Origin of the sequence: Xanthomonas campestris pv. badrii (assembly GCF_012848175.1) — a bacterium.
GTDB lineage: Bacteria > Pseudomonadota > Gammaproteobacteria > Xanthomonadales > Xanthomonadaceae > Xanthomonas > Xanthomonas campestris_C.
Genome location: NZ_CP051651.1, coordinates 4,388,142 through 4,408,334, shown reverse-complemented (window position 1 = coordinate 4,408,334; position 20,193 = coordinate 4,388,142). Strand labels below are relative to the sequence as shown.

16 protein-coding genes and 1 pseudogene are annotated in these 20,193 nt (G+C 65.2%); 6 read left to right on the top strand and 11 right to left on the bottom strand.

The features are described from left to right. The first annotated feature begins 130 nt into the window (after window positions 1-130). From recC to HG421_RS18685, 6 genes and pseudogenes are all read left to right on the top strand, one after another. Entirely contained in the window at window positions 131-3,535 is a 3,405-nt protein-coding gene (gene recC / locus HG421_RS18705) for an exodeoxyribonuclease V subunit gamma (RefSeq protein ID WP_169707660.1), read from the top strand. Beyond that, window positions 3,532-3,792: pseudogene (locus tag HG421_RS21650) on the top strand (UvrD-helicase domain-containing protein); the annotation flags it as partial. The gene recC and the pseudogene HG421_RS21650, both read left to right, overlap by 4 nt. A 99-nt stretch (window positions 3,793-3,891) precedes the next feature. Further along, window positions 3,892-7,629 (top strand): UvrD-helicase domain-containing protein, encoded by a 3,738-nt coding sequence (locus HG421_RS18700; RefSeq protein WP_429001926.1) that lies wholly within the window; start codon window positions 3,892-3,894, stop codon window positions 7,627-7,629. Next, a complete protein-coding gene (locus HG421_RS18695; RefSeq protein WP_169707658.1) occupies window positions 7,626-9,986 on the top strand; it encodes an AAA family ATPase in 2,361 nt (786 codons plus the stop codon). Before HG421_RS18700 ends, HG421_RS18695 begins: the two co-directional genes overlap by 4 nt. Before the next feature lie 139 nt (window positions 9,987-10,125). After that, on the top strand, window positions 10,126-10,407 hold the full coding sequence (locus HG421_RS18690; protein WP_169707657.1) for a type II toxin-antitoxin system RelE/ParE family toxin: 282 nt from the start codon (window positions 10,126-10,128) through the stop codon (window positions 10,405-10,407). Window positions 10,408-10,424: 17 nt separating this feature from the next. After that, window positions 10,425-10,715 (top strand): HigA family addiction module antitoxin, encoded by a 291-nt coding sequence (locus HG421_RS18685; RefSeq protein ID WP_169707656.1) that lies wholly within the window; start codon window positions 10,425-10,427, stop codon window positions 10,713-10,715. 178 nt (window positions 10,716-10,893) lie between these two features. On the opposite strand, the gene HG421_RS21370 is transcribed toward HG421_RS18685, so the two are convergent. The 11 genes from HG421_RS21370 to HG421_RS21360 all read right to left on the bottom strand — a co-directional run bounded on the left by HG421_RS21370 (window position 10,894) and on the right by HG421_RS21360 (window position 20,137). After that, entirely contained in the window at window positions 10,894-11,055 is a 162-nt protein-coding gene (locus HG421_RS21370) for a type II toxin-antitoxin system RelE/ParE family toxin (protein WP_248279415.1), read from the bottom strand. Next, window positions 11,055-11,309 (bottom strand): antitoxin, encoded by a 255-nt coding sequence (locus tag HG421_RS18675; RefSeq protein ID WP_169707655.1) that lies wholly within the window; start codon window positions 11,307-11,309, stop codon window positions 11,055-11,057. Before HG421_RS18675 ends, HG421_RS21370 begins: the two co-directional genes overlap by 1 nt. Before the next feature lie 605 nt (window positions 11,310-11,914). Beyond that, window positions 11,915-12,247 carry a hypothetical protein gene (locus tag HG421_RS18670; protein ID WP_169707654.1) on the bottom strand — a complete coding sequence of 111 codons (333 nt, stop codon included), beginning with the start codon at window positions 12,245-12,247 and terminating at the stop codon, window positions 11,915-11,917. A gap of 133 nt (window positions 12,248-12,380) precedes the next feature. Further along, a complete protein-coding gene (locus tag HG421_RS18665; RefSeq protein WP_168968245.1) occupies window positions 12,381-13,748 on the bottom strand; it encodes an IS5 family transposase in 1,368 nt (455 codons plus the stop codon). Window positions 13,749-13,904: 156 nt separating this feature from the next. Further along, window positions 13,905-14,567, bottom strand: a complete 663-nt coding sequence (locus tag HG421_RS18660) for a hypothetical protein (RefSeq protein WP_169707653.1) — start codon at window positions 14,565-14,567, stop codon at window positions 13,905-13,907. Next, entirely contained in the window at window positions 14,564-15,451 is an 888-nt protein-coding gene (locus HG421_RS18655) for a hypothetical protein (RefSeq protein WP_169707652.1), read from the bottom strand. Before HG421_RS18655 ends, HG421_RS18660 begins: the two co-directional genes overlap by 4 nt. 84 nt (window positions 15,452-15,535) lie before the next feature. Next, entirely contained in the window at window positions 15,536-16,372 is an 837-nt protein-coding gene (locus tag HG421_RS18650; protein WP_169707651.1) for a restriction endonuclease, read from the bottom strand. Between the two features lie 230 nt (window positions 16,373-16,602). Continuing rightward, entirely contained in the window at window positions 16,603-18,252 is a 1,650-nt protein-coding gene (locus HG421_RS18645) for an XVIPCD domain-containing protein (RefSeq protein WP_169707650.1), read from the bottom strand. Beyond that, window positions 18,249-18,743 (bottom strand): hypothetical protein, encoded by a 495-nt coding sequence (locus tag HG421_RS18640; protein WP_169707649.1) that lies wholly within the window; start codon window positions 18,741-18,743, stop codon window positions 18,249-18,251. Before HG421_RS18640 ends, HG421_RS18645 begins: the two co-directional genes overlap by 4 nt. A gap of 341 nt (window positions 18,744-19,084) precedes the next feature. Next, window positions 19,085-19,642, bottom strand: a complete 558-nt coding sequence (locus tag HG421_RS21365; protein ID WP_248279414.1) for a hypothetical protein — start codon at window positions 19,640-19,642, stop codon at window positions 19,085-19,087. A gap of 9 nt (window positions 19,643-19,651) precedes the next feature. Further along, window positions 19,652-20,137 (bottom strand): alpha/beta fold hydrolase, encoded by a 486-nt coding sequence (locus tag HG421_RS21360; RefSeq protein ID WP_248279413.1) that lies wholly within the window; start codon window positions 20,135-20,137, stop codon window positions 19,652-19,654. Window positions 20,138-20,193: the final 56 nt, after the last annotated feature.

The following is a 20,193-nucleotide window of genomic DNA, read 5'->3' as shown; positions in this document are numbered from 1 at the left end:
CCAACACCCTGGCCGCGCCGTTCAGGCCGCTGGCGCGGACCGTGGCGCGTTCCCCGCGCAGCGCTGCTGATGCCCGGCGCTGCACCGACGAGCGCGCGCGCCTGCGGCATCCGGCACAATGCACGCACGCATGCACGCCACGTCCGCGCCCGATTTCCGTCTTTATCCATCCAATGCGCTGGATACCCTGGCTGCCCTGCTGGCGCAGGAGCTACGCCGGCCGGTGCCCGGGCAGCCGGTGTTGCAGCCGGAGGTGGTGCTGATCCCGCAGGTGGCGATGCGGCGCTGGCTGCAGTCCACGTTGGCAGCCGAGCATGGGGTGGCGGCGAATCTGGAATTCCTCACCCCCGGCGAATTCGTGGCGCGCGCGCTGGAGCGCAACCTCGGCCCGGCCGACGACGATCTGGACATGGTCACCACGCAGTGGCGGCTGTACGCCGCGCTGCAGGCCGATCTGGGCAGCGATGCGGCACTGGCGCCGCTGGCCGGCTATCTGTCCGATGGCGATGCGCTCAAGCCCTGGGCGCTGGCCGGCGAGTTGGGCAGCGTGTTCGAGAAATACCAGGCCTGGCGCCGCGACTGGTTGCTGCGCTGGGAAGGCGGCGCCGAGCCGGACGACCCGCAGGCGCGGCTGTGGCGCAGCATCGCCACCGGCCGGCAGTACCGCGCACGCCGCATCGGCCAGTACCTGGATCGCCATGCCCGCAGTGATGGCCCGCTGCCGCAGGGCTTGCCGGCGCGGCTGTTTGCCTTCGCCATCCTCAATATCTCGCCCGACGTGTTGCGCGTGCTGGCCACGCAGGCGCGCGTGGGCACGCTGCATTTCTATCTGCCCACGCCCACGCAGGGGTATTGGGGCGATCTGCAAACCCTGTGGCAACGCCGCCGCGAGGGCGGGGCGGCGGCGTTGTTCGCCGACCAGGTGCAGGAGAACCCGCTGCTGCAGGCCTGGGGCGCGGCCGGCCGCGATTTCATGGCCTTGATCGGCGATTACGAAGTGGTGCACCCGCTGGCCGAAATCGCCGCCTATGCCGATCCGCTGGAGTCCGGCCGCCGCCTGCTCGCCGACGGCGGCCTGGGCGACAGCCTGTTGCGGCGCATGCAGAGCGACCTGTTCCATCGCCGCGCCCCGGCGGTGCCGGCCGCATTGCCGGCGGTGAATCGGCACGATCCCAGTCTGCAGGTGCACGCCTGCCACACGCGCTTGCGCGAGCTGCAGGTGCTGCACGACCAGCTACGCGCATTGCTGGACGATGCGCGCTTCGAACCGCCGCTGCAGCCGCGCGAGATCGCGGTGCTGTCGCCGGACATCGACCCGTACGTGCCGTATCTGGACGCCGTGTTCGGCAGCCATGGCAGCGACGACGCATTGCCTTATGCCCTGGCCGACGCCAGCCCGCTGGCGAGCGAACCGCTGGCCGAGGTGTTTCTCACCCTGCTGAAATTGCCGATCGCACGCTTCGGCCTGCACGAAATCCTGGACCTGATCGCCAGCGCGCCGATCGCCGAAGCCGCCGGGCTGGACGAGGCCGGGCTGGAACGCCTGCGCGGCTGGCTGCATGCCGCCGGCGCACGCTGGGGCCTGGATGCGGCGCATCGGCGCCAGCACCAGGCACCGGGCGACGATGCCTACACCTGGCGCTTCGCGCTGGATCGGCTGCTGCTCGGTCATGCCAGCGGCGCCGACGACGCTATCGACGGCGTGGCGCCGTGGCCGCAGCTGGAAGGCAGCGCACTGGCTGCGCTGGACACGCTGCTGCACCTGCTGCGCGTGCTGGAGCGGCACCAGGCGGCACTGGCCGATGCGCTGCCGCCGGCCACCTGGCGCGAGCGCCTGCTGGAGCTGCTGGATGCGCTGATTCCCACCGCGCCCTCGGCCCCGCGTGCGCAGCGCGCGCTGGACCGGCTGCGCAGCCTCATCGACCAGTTCGCCCGCGATGCGCAGCGCGCGCAGTACCCCGGCAGCGTGCCGGCCGAGGTGGTGCGCGCGCACTTTGCCGCGGTGCTGGGCGAATCGGACACGCGCGCCCCGCTGCTCACCGGCGGCATCAGCTTCGGGCGCATGGTGCCGATGCGCCTGCTGCCATTCCGGGTGATCTGCCTGCTGGGCATGAACGATGGCGATTTTCCGCGCCGCGACCCGGCCGCCGGGCTCAACCGCCTCACCGCCGAACTGGGCACCGAGCGCCGCCGCCACGGCGACCGCTCCACCCGCGGGGACGACCGCTTCCTGTTCCTGCAATTGTTCGCCTCCGCACAGGACGTGTTCTACCTGAGTTATCTCGGCGCCGATGCGCGCGATGGCAGTCCGCGCGAGCCCTCGGTGCTGGTCAGCGAATTGCTGACCACCGCGGCGCACTACCACGCCGCCGCCGATACCGCCGGTACCCTGGTGGTGCAGCACCCGCTGCAGCCGTTCGCCGCGGCCGCCTTCGGTGCGCAGAGCGAAGCGGGCAAGGACCCGCGCCGTTTCAGCTATCGCCGGCAATGGCGCCCGGCAGTGGACAGCCTCACCGGCCAGCGCCAGCCGCTGGCGCCGTGGGTGGCTGGCGCGCTGCCGGCCGACGCCGGTGGATTGCCGGGCAGCGTGTCCATCGACGAGTTGCGCCGGCTGTTCGGCGACCCGGCCGGGCAGTTCCTGCGCCATCGCTTAGGCATGCGCCTGCCCGATCCGGCCAGCGAAGACAGCGATCTGGAACCGCTGCTCGCCCCCACGCGCGGGCTGGATCACTACGGCTTGCAGCAACAGGTGTTCGAGGCCGCAGTGGCCGATGACGTGGACGGGCTGTACGAACGTCTGCGCGCGCGCGCGTTGCTGCCGTCCGGCCCGCTGGGGCGGCGCCAGCTCGACGAGCGGCTGGCGCAATTGCGCCCGTATGCGCAGGCCTTCCGGCAGTGGCGTGGCGAGGCCGAGGCGCAGTCGCAGCGGCTGCAGGTGCAGATCGGCGATGTCGCGCTGCATGGCCGCGTACCCGGCTGGTATGCGCACGGCGTGGGGCGCGTGCAGGTCGGCGCGCTCACCGGGCGCAATGCGATTGGCCACGGGCTGGAATGGTTGTTGCTGCGCGCCGCCGGCGAACAGGTGCCGTATGTGCGCTTCTTCGAACACGACGATGGCCTGGGCCCGCATCCCATCGATGCGCAGCCGCTGGCGCCGGCACAGGCGAAGGCCGCGCTGGGCGAATTGCTGCAGCTGTATCGACAAGGCCTGCAGGCACCGCTGCCGTTTGCACCCTATAGCAGCTGGAAATACCACCAGGCCGCGCGCAGCGACGACCTGGACAAGGCCATCAAGGACGCGGCGGGGCAGTGGCAGGCCAGCTTCGGTTGGAGCGAATCGCACAGCCCGGAGCTGCGCCTGGTCCACCGGGGCCGCGACCCGTTCGCCGATGCGCAGCGGTTCAGCGCCTTCGCCACCACCAGCCATCGGCTCTACGACCTGCTGGAACGCGCCAACACCGACGCGACGCTGGATCCGCAGCGCGTGATCGACAGCTGGCGGCACTGGCATGGCGCACAGGACGAGGGCGAATGAGCGCGCCCACCGTGACCGACCCGTATCTGCAGCTGCCGCTGGACGGCGTGCGCCTGATCGAAGCCAGCGCCGGCACCGGCAAGACCTTCACCCTGGCCACGTTGTTCACCCGCCTGGTGGTCGAGCGCGGCCTGCGCATCGGCCAGATCCTGGCGGTGACCTTCACCGAGGCCGCCACCCAGGAACTGCGCCGGCGCATCCGCGAGCGTCTGGTGCTGGCCGCCACGCTGGTCCCCGATGCGCCATCGCCTGTCGTGGCCGTGGCCGCGACCGAACCGGCTGCAACGCTGGCGACCGACGCAGCCCCGTCTTCTGCAGGCCCGGCGTCGGCCGCAAACGAGCCGGCTCCAACGCAGCTGCGCGATGCGGCACCGCATTCCGAAGCAGCGGCCGTGACCGCGACCGCCCTCGCCGGCGAGCCGTCACAGTCGCAGTCCCAGTCGCAAGCCCAACAGCACCCAGCGCCGCACGCACAGGACGCCCCCGACGTCCTGCTCACCCGCGCCATCCTCGCCGCGCACCTGGCGTCCAGCGGTGAAACCCCGGCCGCCCTGCGCCGGCGCCTGCAGCAGGCGGTCGAAGAAATCGATCTGGCCGCAGTGTTCACCATCCACGGTTTCTGTGCGCGCGTGCTGCGCGAACACGCACTGGAAAGCGGCCAGGCCTTCGCCGCCCCGCAACTGCTCGCCAACGACCGCGAACTGCTGGGCGAAGTGGCCGCCGACCTGTGGCGCCAGCGCGCCGCCGATGCGGCGATGGCCGAAGACCTGATCGCCCTGTGGTCCGGTGGCCCGCCGGAGCTGGCCACGGATCTGCGCGCCTTGCTGCGCCACACCACGCTGCTGCCGGCGGTCTGCGCCGACACCGACGATGCCGCCGCCTTGCTGCAGGCCGTGCATGCCGCCAGCCACGCCCTGGCGGCTGCCTTCCAGGCCCATGGCACGGCGTTTTTCGAAACCCTCATGGCTGCCATCGACGGCGGCGTGCTGAGCAAGGTCAGCTACAAACCCGACTGGCTCACCGCGCTGTGGCACTGGTTCGACGCCTTCGCCGCGGCACCGTCGCAGGACAGCACACCGCATCCCAAGCTGGTCAAGTTGACCGCGGCCGAACTGGTATCGGGCACCAACAAGAAGTTCATCGATCGCACCCCGGCCTCGCCGCTGAGCCATGCCATCGATGGTTATCTCGCCGCGCTGGCCCGTGTCGAACAATGGCGGACACGCCGCCGCATCCGCCTGCTGCACGCCCTGCGCGAGGACGCCATCGCACGGCTGGCGCTGCTCAAGCGCCAGCGCCGCGTTCAGACCTATGACGATCTGGTCGATGGCGTGGCGCACGCGCTGGAAGGCCCGCAGGCCGAGGCCCTGGTCAGGCGCCTGCGCGCGCAGTACGCCATCGCGCTGGTGGACGAATTCCAGGACACCGACGACCGCCAGTGGTCGATCTTTTCCAACGTGTTCGGCGAGGGCCCACTCGCACGCGCTGCCGGCCTGGAGCCGGCGCTGTTCCTGATCGGTGACCCCAAGCAGGCCATCTACGGTTTCCGCGGCGGCGATGTGCGCACCTATCTGGCTGCGGCCGTCAGCGCCGAACTGGCCCCACCGTTGAGCCACAATTTCCGCTCGCGCCCCGGCGTACTGGCGGCGATCGACGCGCTGTACGCGCAGGCCGGCTACACCGACGCCTTCCTCACCGACGGCATCGCCTTCCATCCGGTGCAGCCGGGCACCAAGCGCCTGGACACCGACCTGCAACGCGGCGGTGCCACCGCCCCGGCGCTGACGCTGTGGCGCGCGCCCGAGCCGCCGCCGCCCGCTGCCGCGACAGCGGCAAAAACCAAGCACGCAGGCAAGCCCAAGCCCTGGAGCGCCGGCCGCGCCCGCGAGCTGGCCACCGCCGCCTGCGTGGCGGCAATCGGCGGCTGGCTGGCCGCTGGCCGCGATGGCACCGCCACCATCAACGCACGTCCGGTGCAGGCCGGCGACATCGCGGTGCTGGTGCGCAGCCATGGCGAGGCCACCCGCATCCAGCAGGCGCTGGGCGCGGTGGGTATTCCCGCCGTGGCCGCCGGCAAGCAGAGCCTGTTCGCCACCGACGAAGCGCTGGAACTGCTGGCGCTGCTGCAGGCCTTGCTCGACCCGGGCGACGACAGCCGCCTGCGCGCCGCACTGGCCACGGTGCTGATCGGGCAGGACGCCATCGCCATCGCCACCCTGGAACACGACGGCGAGCGGCATCGCCGCTGGCAGCAGCAGGCGCTGGACTGGCGCGAACGCTGGCAACGCGGCGGCCCGCTGGCGCTGATCGGCGAACTCGGCGCCGCGCACGGGCAGCGCCTGCTGGCCTTGGTCGATGGCGAACGTCGCCTCACCAACTACCTGCAACTGGCCGAACTGCTGCAGGAGGCCGACGCGCGCGCGCTCGGCCCGCACGGCCTGGTCGACTGGCTGGCGCGCCGCATCGCCAATGCCGACGACAACGACGAAGCCCAGCAGTTGCGGCTGGAATCGGACGCACGCCGCGTGCAGATCGTCACCCTGCACAAGAGCAAGGGCCTGGAATATCCGCTGGTGTTCCTGCCGTACATCGGCATCGGCCGCGGCGACAAGGGCGCCGGCCGCCATTGCGTGGTGCATGCGCCGGACACCGGCCGCCAGCTGCACTGGAACGTGTCCAAGTGGAGCCGCGACAAGGAAGACCCCACCTGGAGCGCGGCCGAAGCGGCCTGGAAGCAGGAACAACGCGCCGAAGACGCGCGCCTGCTGTATGTCGGCCTGACCCGCGCCGAGCATGCACTGTGGATCGCCAGCGGCAGCTTCCACCAGCACGAACGCACGCCGCTGGCCGGCATGCTGCGTGCGCTCGATGCGCTGCAGGGTGCGGCCGGCGAGGGCGTGGTGGTGGTCGACACCGCCACCCCGCCGGCCGCGCTGCCACGCCTGCCCGCACCGCCCGAGGCGCAGGTGCCGCCTGCGCGCATCCCGCAGCGGCAGATCGCCCCGGAATGGTGGGTCTACAGCTTCACCCAGCTGGCCAACGCCGATGCCGGCGCCGCCGCCGACCCGATGGCCAGCGCCACCGTGGTGGGCAGCGGCGGTAGCGACGAACCGGCCGCCAGCGACGCCGCGGCAGCGGTGACCGAGGCCGAGCCGTTCGATCCGCGCTTTGCCGGCAACCGCTTCGGCGTGGTGATGCACGACGTGTTCGAGCGTTGCGACTTCGCCGCCTGGCAGCACTGGCGCCCCGGCGCCCCCGCGCCCGACGGCCAGGCCACCCCGATCATCGACGCCCTGCAACGCGGCGGCTACGCGCAGGACGAGCTCGATGACGGTCTGCGCATGCTCACTGCGCTGATCGGCAACACCCTCACCGTGACCCTGCCCGAAGGCACCGCCCTGGCCGCCGTGCCCGAGCCGCAGCGCCGCAACGAAATGGAATTCCACTTCGCCATGCAGCCCACCCGCGTGGACGCGCTGCTGGCGCTGCTGCACCGCTTCGAGGTGGTCGGCGACCGCCAGGCCTTCGGCGCACGCCAGCGCCTGGAAGGCCTGATGACCGGCCTGATCGATCTCACCTACACCGTCGACGGCCGCTGGTACGTGCTGGACTACAAATCCAACCGCCTGCCCAGCTACGACCCCGACGCCCTGGCCCGCGCCATGGCGCATAGCGAGTACACCCTGCAGGCACTGATCTACACCGTGGCGCTGCACCGCTGGCTGCGCTTCCGCCTGGGCGAGGCCTACGACTACGCCCGCGACTTCGGCGGCGTGCGCTACCTGTTCTGCCGCGGCCTGGATGCGTCACGCCAGTACACGGACGAAGCCGTGCCCGACCCCATGCACGTACCGGTCGCCGGGGCCGACGCCACACGCGGCGAGGCGTCCGCGCCCGGCATCCATGCCTGGCGCTTCGACCCGGCGCTGGTCCAGGCGCTGGATGCCCTGTTCGCCGGCAAGCCTCTAGATCCCGATTACAGCGACGCCCCAAAGTCTCCCTCCTCCCAGGAGAGCGACGCCAAAAAGCCCCTCTCCCGCCGGGAGAGGGGTTGGGGTGAGGGTACGTCCGCCCCGGGAACCCCCACCCCATGAGCCACCCACCCCTGCTCCCCGCCCTCAACCAGGCCGGCACCCTGCGCACGCTGGATCTGGCCTTCGCACAAAGCCTGCAGCGCCTGGCCCCGGACACCGACCCGCTGGTCCTGGCCGGCGCCGCGCTCGCCTCGCTGGCCGTCACCAGCGGCCACGCCGGTCTGGACCCGGCCCGCGCCGCGATGCTGCTGGACGCGCGCGAGGGCCCCCCGCCCACGCTGCCGGACCCCGCCGACTGGCAGCGCGCACTCGCCGCCTCGCGCTGGGTCGACCAACCCGCGCCCGACCAGCCTGCCGCCGCGGACTGCCCGCTGGTGCTCGAACACGGCCTGCTCTACCTGCGCCGTTACCGCGAGTACGAACGCCGCCTGGCCCTGGGCCTGCGCCGCATCGCCGCCCAACCCATGCCCGCGTTCGACGCCGCCGCGCTGGCACCGCTGTTCGCGCAGCTGTTCCCGAACGCCGCCGCCTCATCCCCTCTCCCCCCGGGAGAGGGTGCCCGAAGGGCGGGTGAGGGCACGGGCCTGCCCGAGCCATCCATCGACCGCCAGGCCCAGGCCGCCGCGCTGGCCCTGCGTCGCGCGCTGCTGCTGGTCACCGGCGGCCCCGGTACCGGCAAGACCACCACCATCGCCCGTATGCTGCTGCTGCGCATCGCCCAGGCCCAGGCCGCCGGCACAGCGCCGCCCCGCATCGCCCTGGCCGCACCCACCGGCCGCGCCGCCGAGCGCATGGCCGAGAGCCTGCGCCTGGCCGTGGCCCGCGCCATGGAGCAAGGCCTGCCGCCGCCCTCCACCGCACCGACACCGGACACGTCCCCTCTCCCGCCTACCGGACTGCACCCAGAAGCTTTCCCTCTGCCGCCTTCCGGACCGCACGCAGACGCGTCCCCTCTGTCGCCTCCCGCACCGCCCGCAGACGCTTTCCCTCTCCCGCCTGCGGGAGAGGGTGCCCGCAGGGCGGGTGAGGGCAGCGCCCCCACCGACCCCTCCTGGACCACCGCCCTCCCCACCGGCGCCAGCACCCTGCATCGCCTGCTCGGCGTCATCCCCGACGCCCCGCAGTTCCGCCACACCGCCGACAACCCGCTGCCGTTCGACCTGATCGTGGTCGACGAAGCCTCCATGGTCGACCTGCCGCTGATGTGCAAGCTGGTCGAAGCCGTCGCCAACGGCACCCAGCTCATCCTGCTCGGCGACGCCGACCAGCTGCCCTCGGTGGAAGCCGGCGACGTGCTCGCCGCCATCCTGCAGGCGGCCGGCCCCGGCGATGCGCTGCAGCCCGATGACGCCCGCGCCCTGCAACCGCTGCTCGGCAGCCCGCCTGCCGCCACGCCCGCGCCTGCCCACACCGGCGGGCTCACCGGCCACCGCGTGCACCTGCTGCGCGGTTACCGCCAGGCAGATGAGTTCGCACTCGCCCCGCTGGCCGACGCCATCCGCGCCGGCGACGCCGACACCACGCTCGCGCTGCTGCGCAGCGGCGAGCTGGCCGGCGTGCACTTCCACGAAGACGGCGACGACCCGCTCAGCGACGGCCGCGACGCACTGCTCGCCCACTGGCGCGCGCTGGCCGACGCCACCGACCCGGCTACCGCCCTGCGTGCCGCCGGGCGCCTGCGCCTGCTCACCGCCGTGCGTGCCGGCCCGCAGGGCGCGCGCGGCCTCAACGCACGGATCGAACAACTGCTGGCTGACACCGGCGCCGGCACCCGCCGCCTCGGCACCGGCTCGCCCTGGTTTCAGGGCCGTCTGCTGCTGATCACCGAAAACAGCTACCGCCACGGCCTGTTCAACGGCGACGTCGGCATCTGCTTGCGAAGCGAAGCCAGTCCCTTCTCCGGGCACAGCGAAGCGGCTGAGCGCAGCGCCACAGGCGCCGCGACCCAGCGCGGCAACCAAGCGCCCTCGTCCCGGACAGGCCAACCTGGCGGCAGCCCGCACCGCGACGCCACCGGCGCCGACCGCCGTGCACAAGGCCCGTTGATCGCCTGGTTCGAAGGCGGCGGCGACGGCCAGGTGCGCGGCTTCCACCCCGCCACCTTGCCGGCCCACGAAAGCGCCTTCGCCATGACCGTGCACAAGGCCCAGGGCAGCGAATTCGACACCGTGTGGCTGCAGCTGCCCACCCGCGACGCCCGCGTGCTCAGCCGCGAACTGCTCTACACCGGCATCACCCGCGCCCGCCGCGCCCTGCACCTGGCTGGCAGCGAAGCGGTCATCCGCGCCGCACTCACAAGGCACGCCGCGCGGATCTCGGGGCTGGCGTGGCGGTTGGGTGCGCAGCAGCAGGTGGCACCCGCCAAGCCAGCAACAGAACCACCCACTGTCATGCCCGTGCAGGGGTCGTTGTTCTGATCAAGGGTATTGAACGAAAGTTGAGTTACAGCAAGAGCCAGTCATCCGAAATTTTCGGATGACTGCTGCCGACGGAAGCCGACCGACCACCCAGCCATAACGGCTTGCGTCATATGACGGGTCGCGTTATGGTTGCTGCATGATCAGGAGCTTTATCGACAAGGAAGCCGAAAAGATCTGGCTGGGTGAGCGCTCCCGCCGGTTGCCGGCCCACATCCAGTCGGTCGCGCGCCGCAAGTTGCGCATGCTCAACGCTGCCGCGCATCTCGACGATCTGCGCATTCCACCCGCCAACCGGCTGGAAGCGTTGAAGGGCGAGCGGCGCGGGCAGTACAGCATCCGGATCAACGATCAGTGGCGCATCTGCTTCCGATGGATGGAGGGCGATGTCGCCGAGGTCGAGATTGTCGATTACCACTGAGCACAAGGCATCTGTCCATGACAGTCCTACCCAACATCCACCCCGGCGAAATCCTGCTCGAAGAGTTTCTCGAGCCACTGGGCATCAGCCAGAACGCACTGGCGCGGGCCACTGGCGTGCCGCCGCGCCGCATCAATGAAATCGTACTGGGCAAGCGCGGCATCACTGCCGACACCGCCGTGCGCCTGGCTGCAGCCCTGGGAACCAGCGAGCGCTTCTGGCTGGGCCTGCAAGCCGATTACGAACTGGAACAAGCCCATCGCGCGCTGGGTGATCTTCCGTCACGGATCAAGCGCCTGGCGGCGTGAGTTTGGGAGCCGCCCCATCGCTACGCGGATCGTGGGCTATAGCCTGCCGACCAAACGCACCATCAGATCCATGCGCTCATGCAGGATCGCCACGATCAGCGACGTAGCGTGCTCATGCGGCAGGCAGAAGATGTAATGGTGCATGCAATGCGACATCCGCGACGCGGGTGCAGCGCGCTCAGATCCTTGAAAGTGCATTCCCTGCTGCAAGACGGGCGATGCCCTGTTCCAGGTCAGCGATGTACCGGCGAACCTGCGCCTGGCCCCAGCGTGCCGAGGTATAGCGGATGATCCCGCGCATATCGGCTTCGGCTGCGTCGGTGAGGACGTAGCCGTGCATCAACCGCGACGGCCCTCGGCCAATTCTTCATCCAGGATGGTGTTGATGGTCTTGGTAGAAACCTTGCCGGCAAGGCCTTCGGCGACACGTGCCCCAAGCAGGTTTTTCAACTCCTGCCACGCTTGATCGGCATTTACGTCGCCCGCAAAGAGACGTTCGAGTGCGTATTGCTTGATGGTCTTGCCCTGCAGGGCCGCCAGCGCCTTGAGGCTCTGATGCTGCTGATCGCTTAGGTCGATGGTCAAACGGCTCATAAGAAACTCCAAAGTCCGCACAAACCCGCATTAGCACAGCTGCGTTGGCCGGCTCGTTGATCGGTCTACAGCAGCGTTGAGCGTGCTACCGCAGGTCATGCCGGCGATGATGGGGAGACCCCGACAGGCCGACTTAGGACGCCAGCGCTCAGCCAGTAGTAGAACATCAATAAAACGTCCAAAAACCGCGAGGTCAGGCGATTCACCTGACCTCTTTCGCCGTCTGGAAGGCCAGGCGGCTTACTTGCCCTTCTTCTCCTGCTTGGCCGCGCGCTTTTCTTTCAGCGTCCTGGTCGGCTCTTTCTTCTGGTTCTTCTTCTGGTCCATCCCCTTAGCTCATGACACCCTCGTAGTTGCTGGATTGATTGGGCTGGCAGCGCCATGACCCGGCGTGCTTGCGCACTGTAAGGCTTGTGCGCGCTGGATGGCAGCAGATTCAGGCCAGCGGCGGACGGAGCGGCAGGGCGTGCCTTCGCAAGGCGGGGCAGGGGCCGGCAGCCCATCGAAGCGGCCGGCAAAACCACGCTGCCAACGACCAAAACGCCCGCGCGGGACCGTCAGGGTCCGCACGCGGGCGTTGGTGGCATCCGGTGACGGCAGCAGCGTTACTTGGCCGGTACGCGCTGGTACTGCTCGCCGCCAGTGTTGAGGCGGCCGTTGCTCTCGTCGATGACGAAGTTAGCCGTCTCCCCGTCATTGGTGACCTGCAGCGCCCCGTCCTTGTACACCGCTGGGTAACTCTCGGTCTTGGGCTTGCGGCTGAAGAACTTCGGCGTAGTGCTGCGGACCATGAAGGTCTCGCCATTGCGCTCGATGTCCATCGTCTCGTCCTGCGTCTGCACATTGACCCAGTGGCCAACAAACTTCTCGCCCTCCACCTTGGCGCAACCGCTTACCAACAATGCCGCGGCCAGCGCGGCGCCCATCCACTTCATCATCGTGCGTTCTCCAGTTGAGGCTGGGGCGAGGATGGCGGGTGGGGGATGTATGGGAGGTCAAGGTGTACTTGATAAAGCCTTCGAACGTAAGCGCTGAAAAGACCAGTAAGTAGTCGTCTCTGAAAAATCCTTTTCAGACGCCAATTGCGAGCTGTGACCGATCCATGGCGCCCAGGGATAACTGCGACATGGCACGGATCCAGGCACGCAAAAGCGCGATCCAGCGCATCAACCAGCGCAGGTTGTAGCCGGCGGCGCAGCCCAGGACATGCAGTGCATCGCCTTGGGTGCCCTTTAATCTGCAGCGGCGCAGCCGGCAGTCGTCTTTCAGATGGCCGATCACCGGCTCCACGGCTTGCCGTCGCTTGATCCAGTGCCACTGCCGGCGCGTCAGCGTCTTGGCTTTCCCACGGTGCAGCACCTGTACCCCATCGACCTCGCGCCCGCGATAGCCCAGGTCCACGATCGCTACCGTCGGGGCGACAGCCACGTCTTGCAGCAATCCGCGTGTCTGCTCCAGTTGCTCGGCCAAGGTATCGCCGTCGTACGGATTGCCGGGGAAACTGCGCGCACCCACGACCAATCCCTTGCAGGCCGTCACCGCAATGCCGACCTTCACGCCAAACTCGTACGGTTGACGCGCTTTGCCCTTGCCGATGCATTCCACCTCCGGAGCATGCAACGCATACAGCTTGTGCTTGTCCTTGGGGTGTTGCGTGTACAGGCGTTGCGCACGGTCCAGCCACACAGCGATGCGCTCGCGCACGCTGTCCTCCACTGCGTCCAGCTTGCGCTGCATATCGCGCACCACGCGCCCCAACACTGTGCGTTGGCGCCGCAGCGCAGCTCGCATGCGCTTGAACTGGCGCGCATGGGCATAGCGGCCCGCCTTGCGGCTCAAGGCAGGGCCTTGCCGTGCGTAGGTTTGCCGCAGCGCAATACCGTGGCGCTTGGCCAGCAGCACCAGCTTCTTGCGTGCCACCTCCAGCAGACGGCTATCGGTCGGATAGGCGATTGCCTTTTCCTGCACCGTGGTATCCACGATCACCCGCGACAGCTCGCGTGCATCCACCGCCCTCATCGCGTGCGCCGCATTGATCGTGTGCGCCAGGACCTCTTCCATCCCAGCTTCGCCCAGGCGCTGACGCCAGCGCGTCAGCGAACTGGCATCGCATGGCAGACGCGTCTGGAACACCACCTCACCGGTGAAGAACTGCCAGTACGGATTCTCCAGCCAGCGCTCGCACACCGCTTCGTCGGACAGGTCATAGGCGTGCTTGAGGTACAGCAAACCGGTCATCAAGCGCACCGGCAAGGCCGGACGCCCACCTCCGGCGGGCGTGGCCGGCAAGTGCGAGCAAAGCGCCTGCTCCAACGCGGCCCACGGCATCCGTTGACTCAACTGCGCCAGCGGATGGCGCAGATCGATCTGGTTCTCCAGGCGCGAACGAAACAACTCCTCGGCGGGGGTGTCTTCGGCAGCAGGGCGGCGTGTACGCATGGACGGAAATTGCAAGAAATCAGCCCACAGCGTAGCGAAAACTGGTAGTTCCGGCACGCCTGCGCGGCCGGTAACGCCTTACTGTGACTGGGATGGTAGGGATTTTCAGGGACGACTAAGTAGTCAAACTGACTCAGTTGCCCCGACGTTTATATGTCACTTATCGGACTCAGTAGACTGACTTAGTTCTTCGACAAGTTTCGGTCCAAGCAGCCCAACTGCAGAGTCCAGAAAAATTCTTTCTGGCAGACAGGCATTCAGGTATCTGATCGAGAATAATACTGAGAGAAAAGAGGCCGCGACCAGAATAGCAATTCCAATTCCAACATCAACAATATCGAGAGACGCAATGGACACAAGCCCGACAGAAAAAAGAAAAGAGGACATCTTGAAGATGCTTGATACTCCACGCATACGTCTTGCACGCCACGATTTGGCAGCTTCCACCTGGAAGCTAGCTTCGCTACCGTTCTTTTCACTAACATCTCTTGCCTTATTGAATACCCTGATTATCTCCAAAGAATTGGTGCGCATGCCCCTCGATAGGGCACGAATAGAAAGTGCTCGTGAGAGCGCCGCACCGATCAGAGAGAGACAAATGATAATGGCAATTCGCCAGATATCCTGAGCAAACATTAAGTCGCGCAAGAACCAGATTTTTTCGTATTTCATTGAAAGAAGACAAATCCATCGCGATCCGTCAATCTCCGTGGCGCCAAAAAAGGCAATTCCAAACAAAAAGGCTCCAGTTGACGACATTGGGATCAACGAAGAAGCCTCGTCGAGATACTTACTTGAGAGATTATCCAGCGCGCTCATTCTGCCAGGCCTATAAAAAACATATCCCCGGCCTGAGAATCGAAGGTCCCATATTCTATAATTGGGCAAGCGATAATTGAAACGATTGGGGGATCACCTGATCTCATATATCCAACCACCGAATTAAAACTATCTGAAGATCTAAAATGGAGGCCGAAAGTTAGGCCACTCTCAACGTGAATTGCCTTGCCCACTGGATAGCGTGATTTTGAACCGCTATCAAGCGCGCGAAGTCGCACTTCCATAAACAACGGATCGCCCAACGTTCTTTCCGCTACCACATGATGGAAACGCTGCGCCTTCTCGCGGTCAAAAAGATATGGAGGTGACGTATTTGTCCCAGCTAGAATGAACTCTAGTGTTGAACCTTCGTATCTATCGATTCTAAGCTGGGCTAAAATCTGATCAATTTCTCGATTTATCGCCCGGTCAACGTAGCGAAGTTGCCTTGTCTCTGGATTCTGGTTGACAACTTCAGAATTCGAAAGAGCAATCGGCCGCTGGGCACCTGCATGCACCGCAATCTCGCGACGCTCTGCTTGGCTTGCCAAACTTTCAGTGAAGTTTAACGACTCGCTAGAGGCCTCTCTAAAAGCTCGATCCATTGCAGCCGTGATCCGATCAACAATTCTCAACGGACCTGAATTTATTAGATTTAGGATGTACCCGCCATCCTGAGGCTCACCCACAATGAAGTCTGCGAAAGGGTAGTCATCATTCCTCAGACGTGCATGCTTTCTAACTTGACCATGCCTGAGCTCAATTGTTGCACGATCAATCGCGGACTGTAGGTGATTTAAAGTATTCCCCAAGGTTCGGAGAGTAACCTTGTGGTCGGTAGCAATCGGGCCGTCGTAATGAAATATGATTTTATTGCGAGCCACACAAACTCCATTTAGTGAGGTATTTCAGATTAGATTATTTTAGATAATAATTTAAATGCGACTTGAGTAAGCGATTAGGTCCACTCATGCGGTCCCTCTGCATCTCGGAAACTGACTGCAGCCCAGGAAGTTCTCGCCAGTGCGCCGGTTCCTTCTCTGCACAAGCGCGCTGTCGCAACGCGGGCAGCTTGGGACGGCAACGGCAACGGACGCAGTGGTATCGGGTGAAGCAAAGAAGGGCTCGATGCGTGCAGATGGCGTCCGTGATTGCGCTGCGGCGTGCTGCTGCACCGCTCTGATCATGTCCAACAACTGCTCGCCGCCAATCAGCTCAATCGGCTTGCCTTCGGCGAAGCGCTCTGCATCTTTCGTGTAGGTTCCGATACAGGCGATCTTGACCGAGTGGGCCTGGTGGTGGGCAAGCAGGCCGTACATTTCGCGCACGACGCTGACGCCAACTTGCTGGCGTTTCCATTGTTTGCATTGCACCAGCGTGCGGCGGCCATCTTTGCGCAGGATCAGGTCGATGCCGCCGTCCGGGCCGCCCAGGCCGGTTTCCTCTACGCTGTAGCCCTGGCGGCGAAACGCTTCGCCCACCAGTTGTTCGAACTGGCGCCAGCCGCCGGCGACCAGGCTCTCCAGGCTTGTGCGTGTTTCCAAAAAGCGCCGCCGGTTGCGTGTGCCCAGATAGGAGAACAGCGCAGCAAGCCAGCAGACGCCGAGTAGCATCCACGCCAATGTCGCGAACATTCCACTTGATTGCTGGGCCAAGCCTTGCGACAGCATTCCACCCTGGTGAGAAAGCCACCAGCCGATGCCGTAGCGCACCACCAGATACGCAGCGATTCCCATGACGAAGCCAACCGGCCACGGCAATGCGGCCAACGCTTCGAATCCACTCTGTTTCTTTCTGCGTCCCATGCCAGAACCCCCGTTCCAGCACTGACCATAGCCGCTGTGACAGGTTTTGTCAGCAGTGCATCAGCGCAGTTGCGAGCAAGGTCTCGCCAAACATCCGCGTGACCCGCTCGAACGCAAGAGACCTCATTTATCCAAAACGGTTGAGGCCGCTTGTTATGGGTATTAGAGGGACTGCGTGGGCGCAGCAATGCCATCTGAAAACATCAGGGTCAGCAGTACGTTGTGCTCTCTCATACCATCCGAGGTGGCGGATTGATCGATTGTTGGCTTTGCTGCTCTTGCTGGGACTGTTGCTGTCGCTGTGTCTCACCCAAAGACTGCAATTGCGCCAGAGACTGCTCGACTGGCTGTGCGATAGCGTCATTGGTCTTCATGTGTGCTCTCTTGTGTGCAGGATCATTCAATGCCCCTTCCACGACGAATACATTTTCACCTTGCCGCACGGACGTGGAGTTCTCGCTTAGCACGACGTGATCAATGCGCGCCAGCCCATTTTCTTTAGCCAAATACGCACTACTTGCTGCCAGCCGGGCGCTGCTGTCGTCGTACTCCCGGCCGAGAGCCCGCTCGAGGCGGCGAACAGCATCTTCGGCTTGGCGATGAAGCGGGTCCTCTAGTGGATGTAGTGAACCATGCCTGTGCTCAACGGGCTGCTGATCATGTGGCGTCGGCACCATTGGTGCTTCTGCTCCGCGCAACGGATTCGCATGTGGATCAACATGCAGCAACCTACGTGTCTGACCATTCTCGCTGATGTTCAGATCTGTGGTTCCGTCATCGTTACGCACTCGCGTGAGGTGCTGCCGCTCAACACCGCTCCATGCACTATTCAAGAATGCGTGACCTTGTCCAGTCTTGTCCCAGCTCACCAGGTCGTTACCAGTCGCATAAAAGCCGGCACCATTGAATCGCGTTGGATCTGTCCGGTCTATCGAGGCATTTTGATAGGTAGCACCACGATCTAGCGCGCCCACGAATTCTTCTGCACGGTCGTAATGTAGAAACAGGTTCTTTACTACAGCATATTCGTGCGACAAGGTTTGGCCTGCCCGGGGCGAGTTGAGTGTCGTCGGGTCCACAAGCGGGTTGGCGACTACGTTGGTCCATGCTGTTGCAAGTGGGCTATGCAAATCTGCATTCCGCAAAGAATTCACAACGGCGGCACCCTCCAACGCCTTGTCTCGCCCCGATTCAAGGTAGTCGCCACGCCCAGTTGCTTTTGGATTCAGACCATCAATGGCGGCGCTCACATCGGCGAGTGAATGGTACTGATTTGTCTCGATATTGCGGATCATCGATGCGGTGCGCGTTTCGTTCTGGTTGTAGGCTTTTCCAACCATTGTTGCCAGCTTTACCTGGTCGTCCAAAGAGGCATTCTGGTAAAGCTCACTTCGCTGCAGGGGCGCAATAGCGCGATCCATCAACTTGTCAATTTGTGCCACATCACGTTGGTGTACCCAGCTGATGCCTTCATTGGAAGAAAGGAAGGCGTCTAGCCTGGATTTCACTTCCGCATCAAGAGGCCGACCGGCATCGGCGCGGATAGCACGGCCGTTACGGCCAAGATCAGCGATCGCTTCATCAACCTGCTGTTGACTGAGAACAAGATCTTGCTGCTGTCCATGCGCCCATTGTTGGTAGGCATTCACAAGGTCCCTTGGGACGTTCTCTCCGTTAGGCACATTCGGTTGATAGTGTTGACCCAAGTCAGTTTGGATCGTCCCGATCGTGTAGCCACTGTTGTCCGCTGGCTCTAGCAACGGTGTCCTGAGGTTGTCGCCAGCGACTTCCAACCGATAAGCGGCATATCCGCTTTCGGATGTCACACCGACAGCGAAGTACAGGGTGGCGCGCAACTCCTGGTCTGTCAGCCTGCTCATGAATCACTCCCCGTGTCTGCGCAGGTTTCGGATTGAATCTGCTTACCCTCGACATCCCTGTGCAAGACGACATCTCGCTTATACGCATCGCCGAATTTTTGGTAGCGAACCAAGGATCCTTTATCGAGAACGAAGTAGTCCTCCTCACCAGAGAAGTTGGGACATGCTGCATAGCCTGCCTCGCCATCATCGCTGCAGTAGCGAACGTAGAGTTTGCCGCTACGTACTTCCCCTTCCAATTTTCCGCCACCGCCACGAGCGTTGGTACCCTCGCTCCACTCTCCCGTGACATGGGCCTCTTGCTGCTTGAGATCTATGCTCAGAAAATGTCCAGATCCGCAGCCTGTGGCATACGCCCACTTGTTTGCGAAGCTGTCGACCCTAACGCTAGTCGGTGGCGAAGCATTGGAGCATCCTGCACTCCACGCGACTGCGAAGAGCGACATGCAACGAAGGATCTCTTTCCTTTTGAATTTTCTTTGAGCTGTCATTGAGCGCTCCCTTGGTCTGCGCTATCGGCGAGTCGGGCGTAGAACACGGCGACTTTACTGCAAACAGCAGTTTCCAATTCGGTTACGGTGCAAACATTTCTAGGTACGCCATCGGCAAAAAGCAGTGCTGAAAAGCCGAAGCTTTCTCGCCCGAGTGTCGTTTGGGGGCTCCGACAGCGAGTTCGGTCATTTCTGCACTCCATCTGCCCCTCATTCTCTATCAGGCTCACGACAATGCGCAGCAACCGTATGCTGACCCACAAAAGCAGAGACCGCACTCGCAAAGCACTGTGGCGCCGCAAACGCCAGCAGATGCGCGCCACGCTCGACGGTGCTGAAGGTCACCGGGCCTGCCGCTTGCAGCAATGCGGCATGTGCCTGCGCGCCGGCATACGGGGTGTTGGGGTCGCATCTACGAACAGGCCGGGGATGGGGCTGACGAACAAGGCGTCCCTGGCTTCGGCTGCGACCATGTCGTGGGTGAGGGCGGGCCGTGCGTTGTTCTCGGATGCGGCGATCAGCATCACCAGCGGCAGTGCCGGTCGGTTGTCGCCGCTCTGGCCCAGTGCGGCCACCGCGGTCTGCAGGTCGGCGGCGGATGCGGCGAGCAAGGTGGCGTCGTCGCGGGCAAGGCCGTCGATGATGGCGGGAATCCTGTCGCGCAACGCAGGGAAGTTGAGCAGCGTGCCGAGAAAGCGCTTGAGGTCCTTGCCCGGAACCTGGTCGCGCCATGCGGCGGTATCGATGCGGGCGAGCACGCTGCGATAGGTGCTCAGGTGTGCCTTGTCCAGCAGCGCGCGTCCCACGGTATCGGCCACGGTGGTGCGGTGGCTCAGGTCCCACTGCGCGGCGGTTTCCGGCGGCACCAGTCCATCCAGCACCAGCCCGTCCAACGGCATGGGTGCCACCTACAGGGCGCGCAGCGCCAGCTGCGTGCCATACGACACGCCGTACAGCAGCACCTCGCCCTGGCGCCGTTGCTGACGGATCAGCACCGCTAGATCCTGCGCCGCTTCGGTGATGGAAAACGCCTGGGTGCGCTGCAGGTTCGCGTACGACCCGCCAATGCACGGGCCCCATTCGGCGCCAGCCAGCCCCACGCCGTCTGCGCTTTGCGGCGCTTCCTGCTCCGGACACAAACGGGTAGAACGCCCGGTGCCACGGTGGTCGGGAATGATCAGGTCGTAGCCGGGAAACGCGCGCTGGTAGGTCCTGATCAGCGGAGACAGCGAGGCCCCGGCTTCGCCCGGTCCGCCGGCGATCAGCCAGACCTCTCCGCGTCGCTTGGTGTGATCCGGCACCGGCGCGCGGCGCACGAACAGCTCGATGGTGCCGGCATCGGCGGCTGCATGGCGCAGCGGCACCTGGGTGACCAGGCATTCGCTGCCGGCCAAGGGTGTTTGCGGCGCGGGGTCCGCGCACGCGGTGAATTGCGGTGAGGGTATTTGGG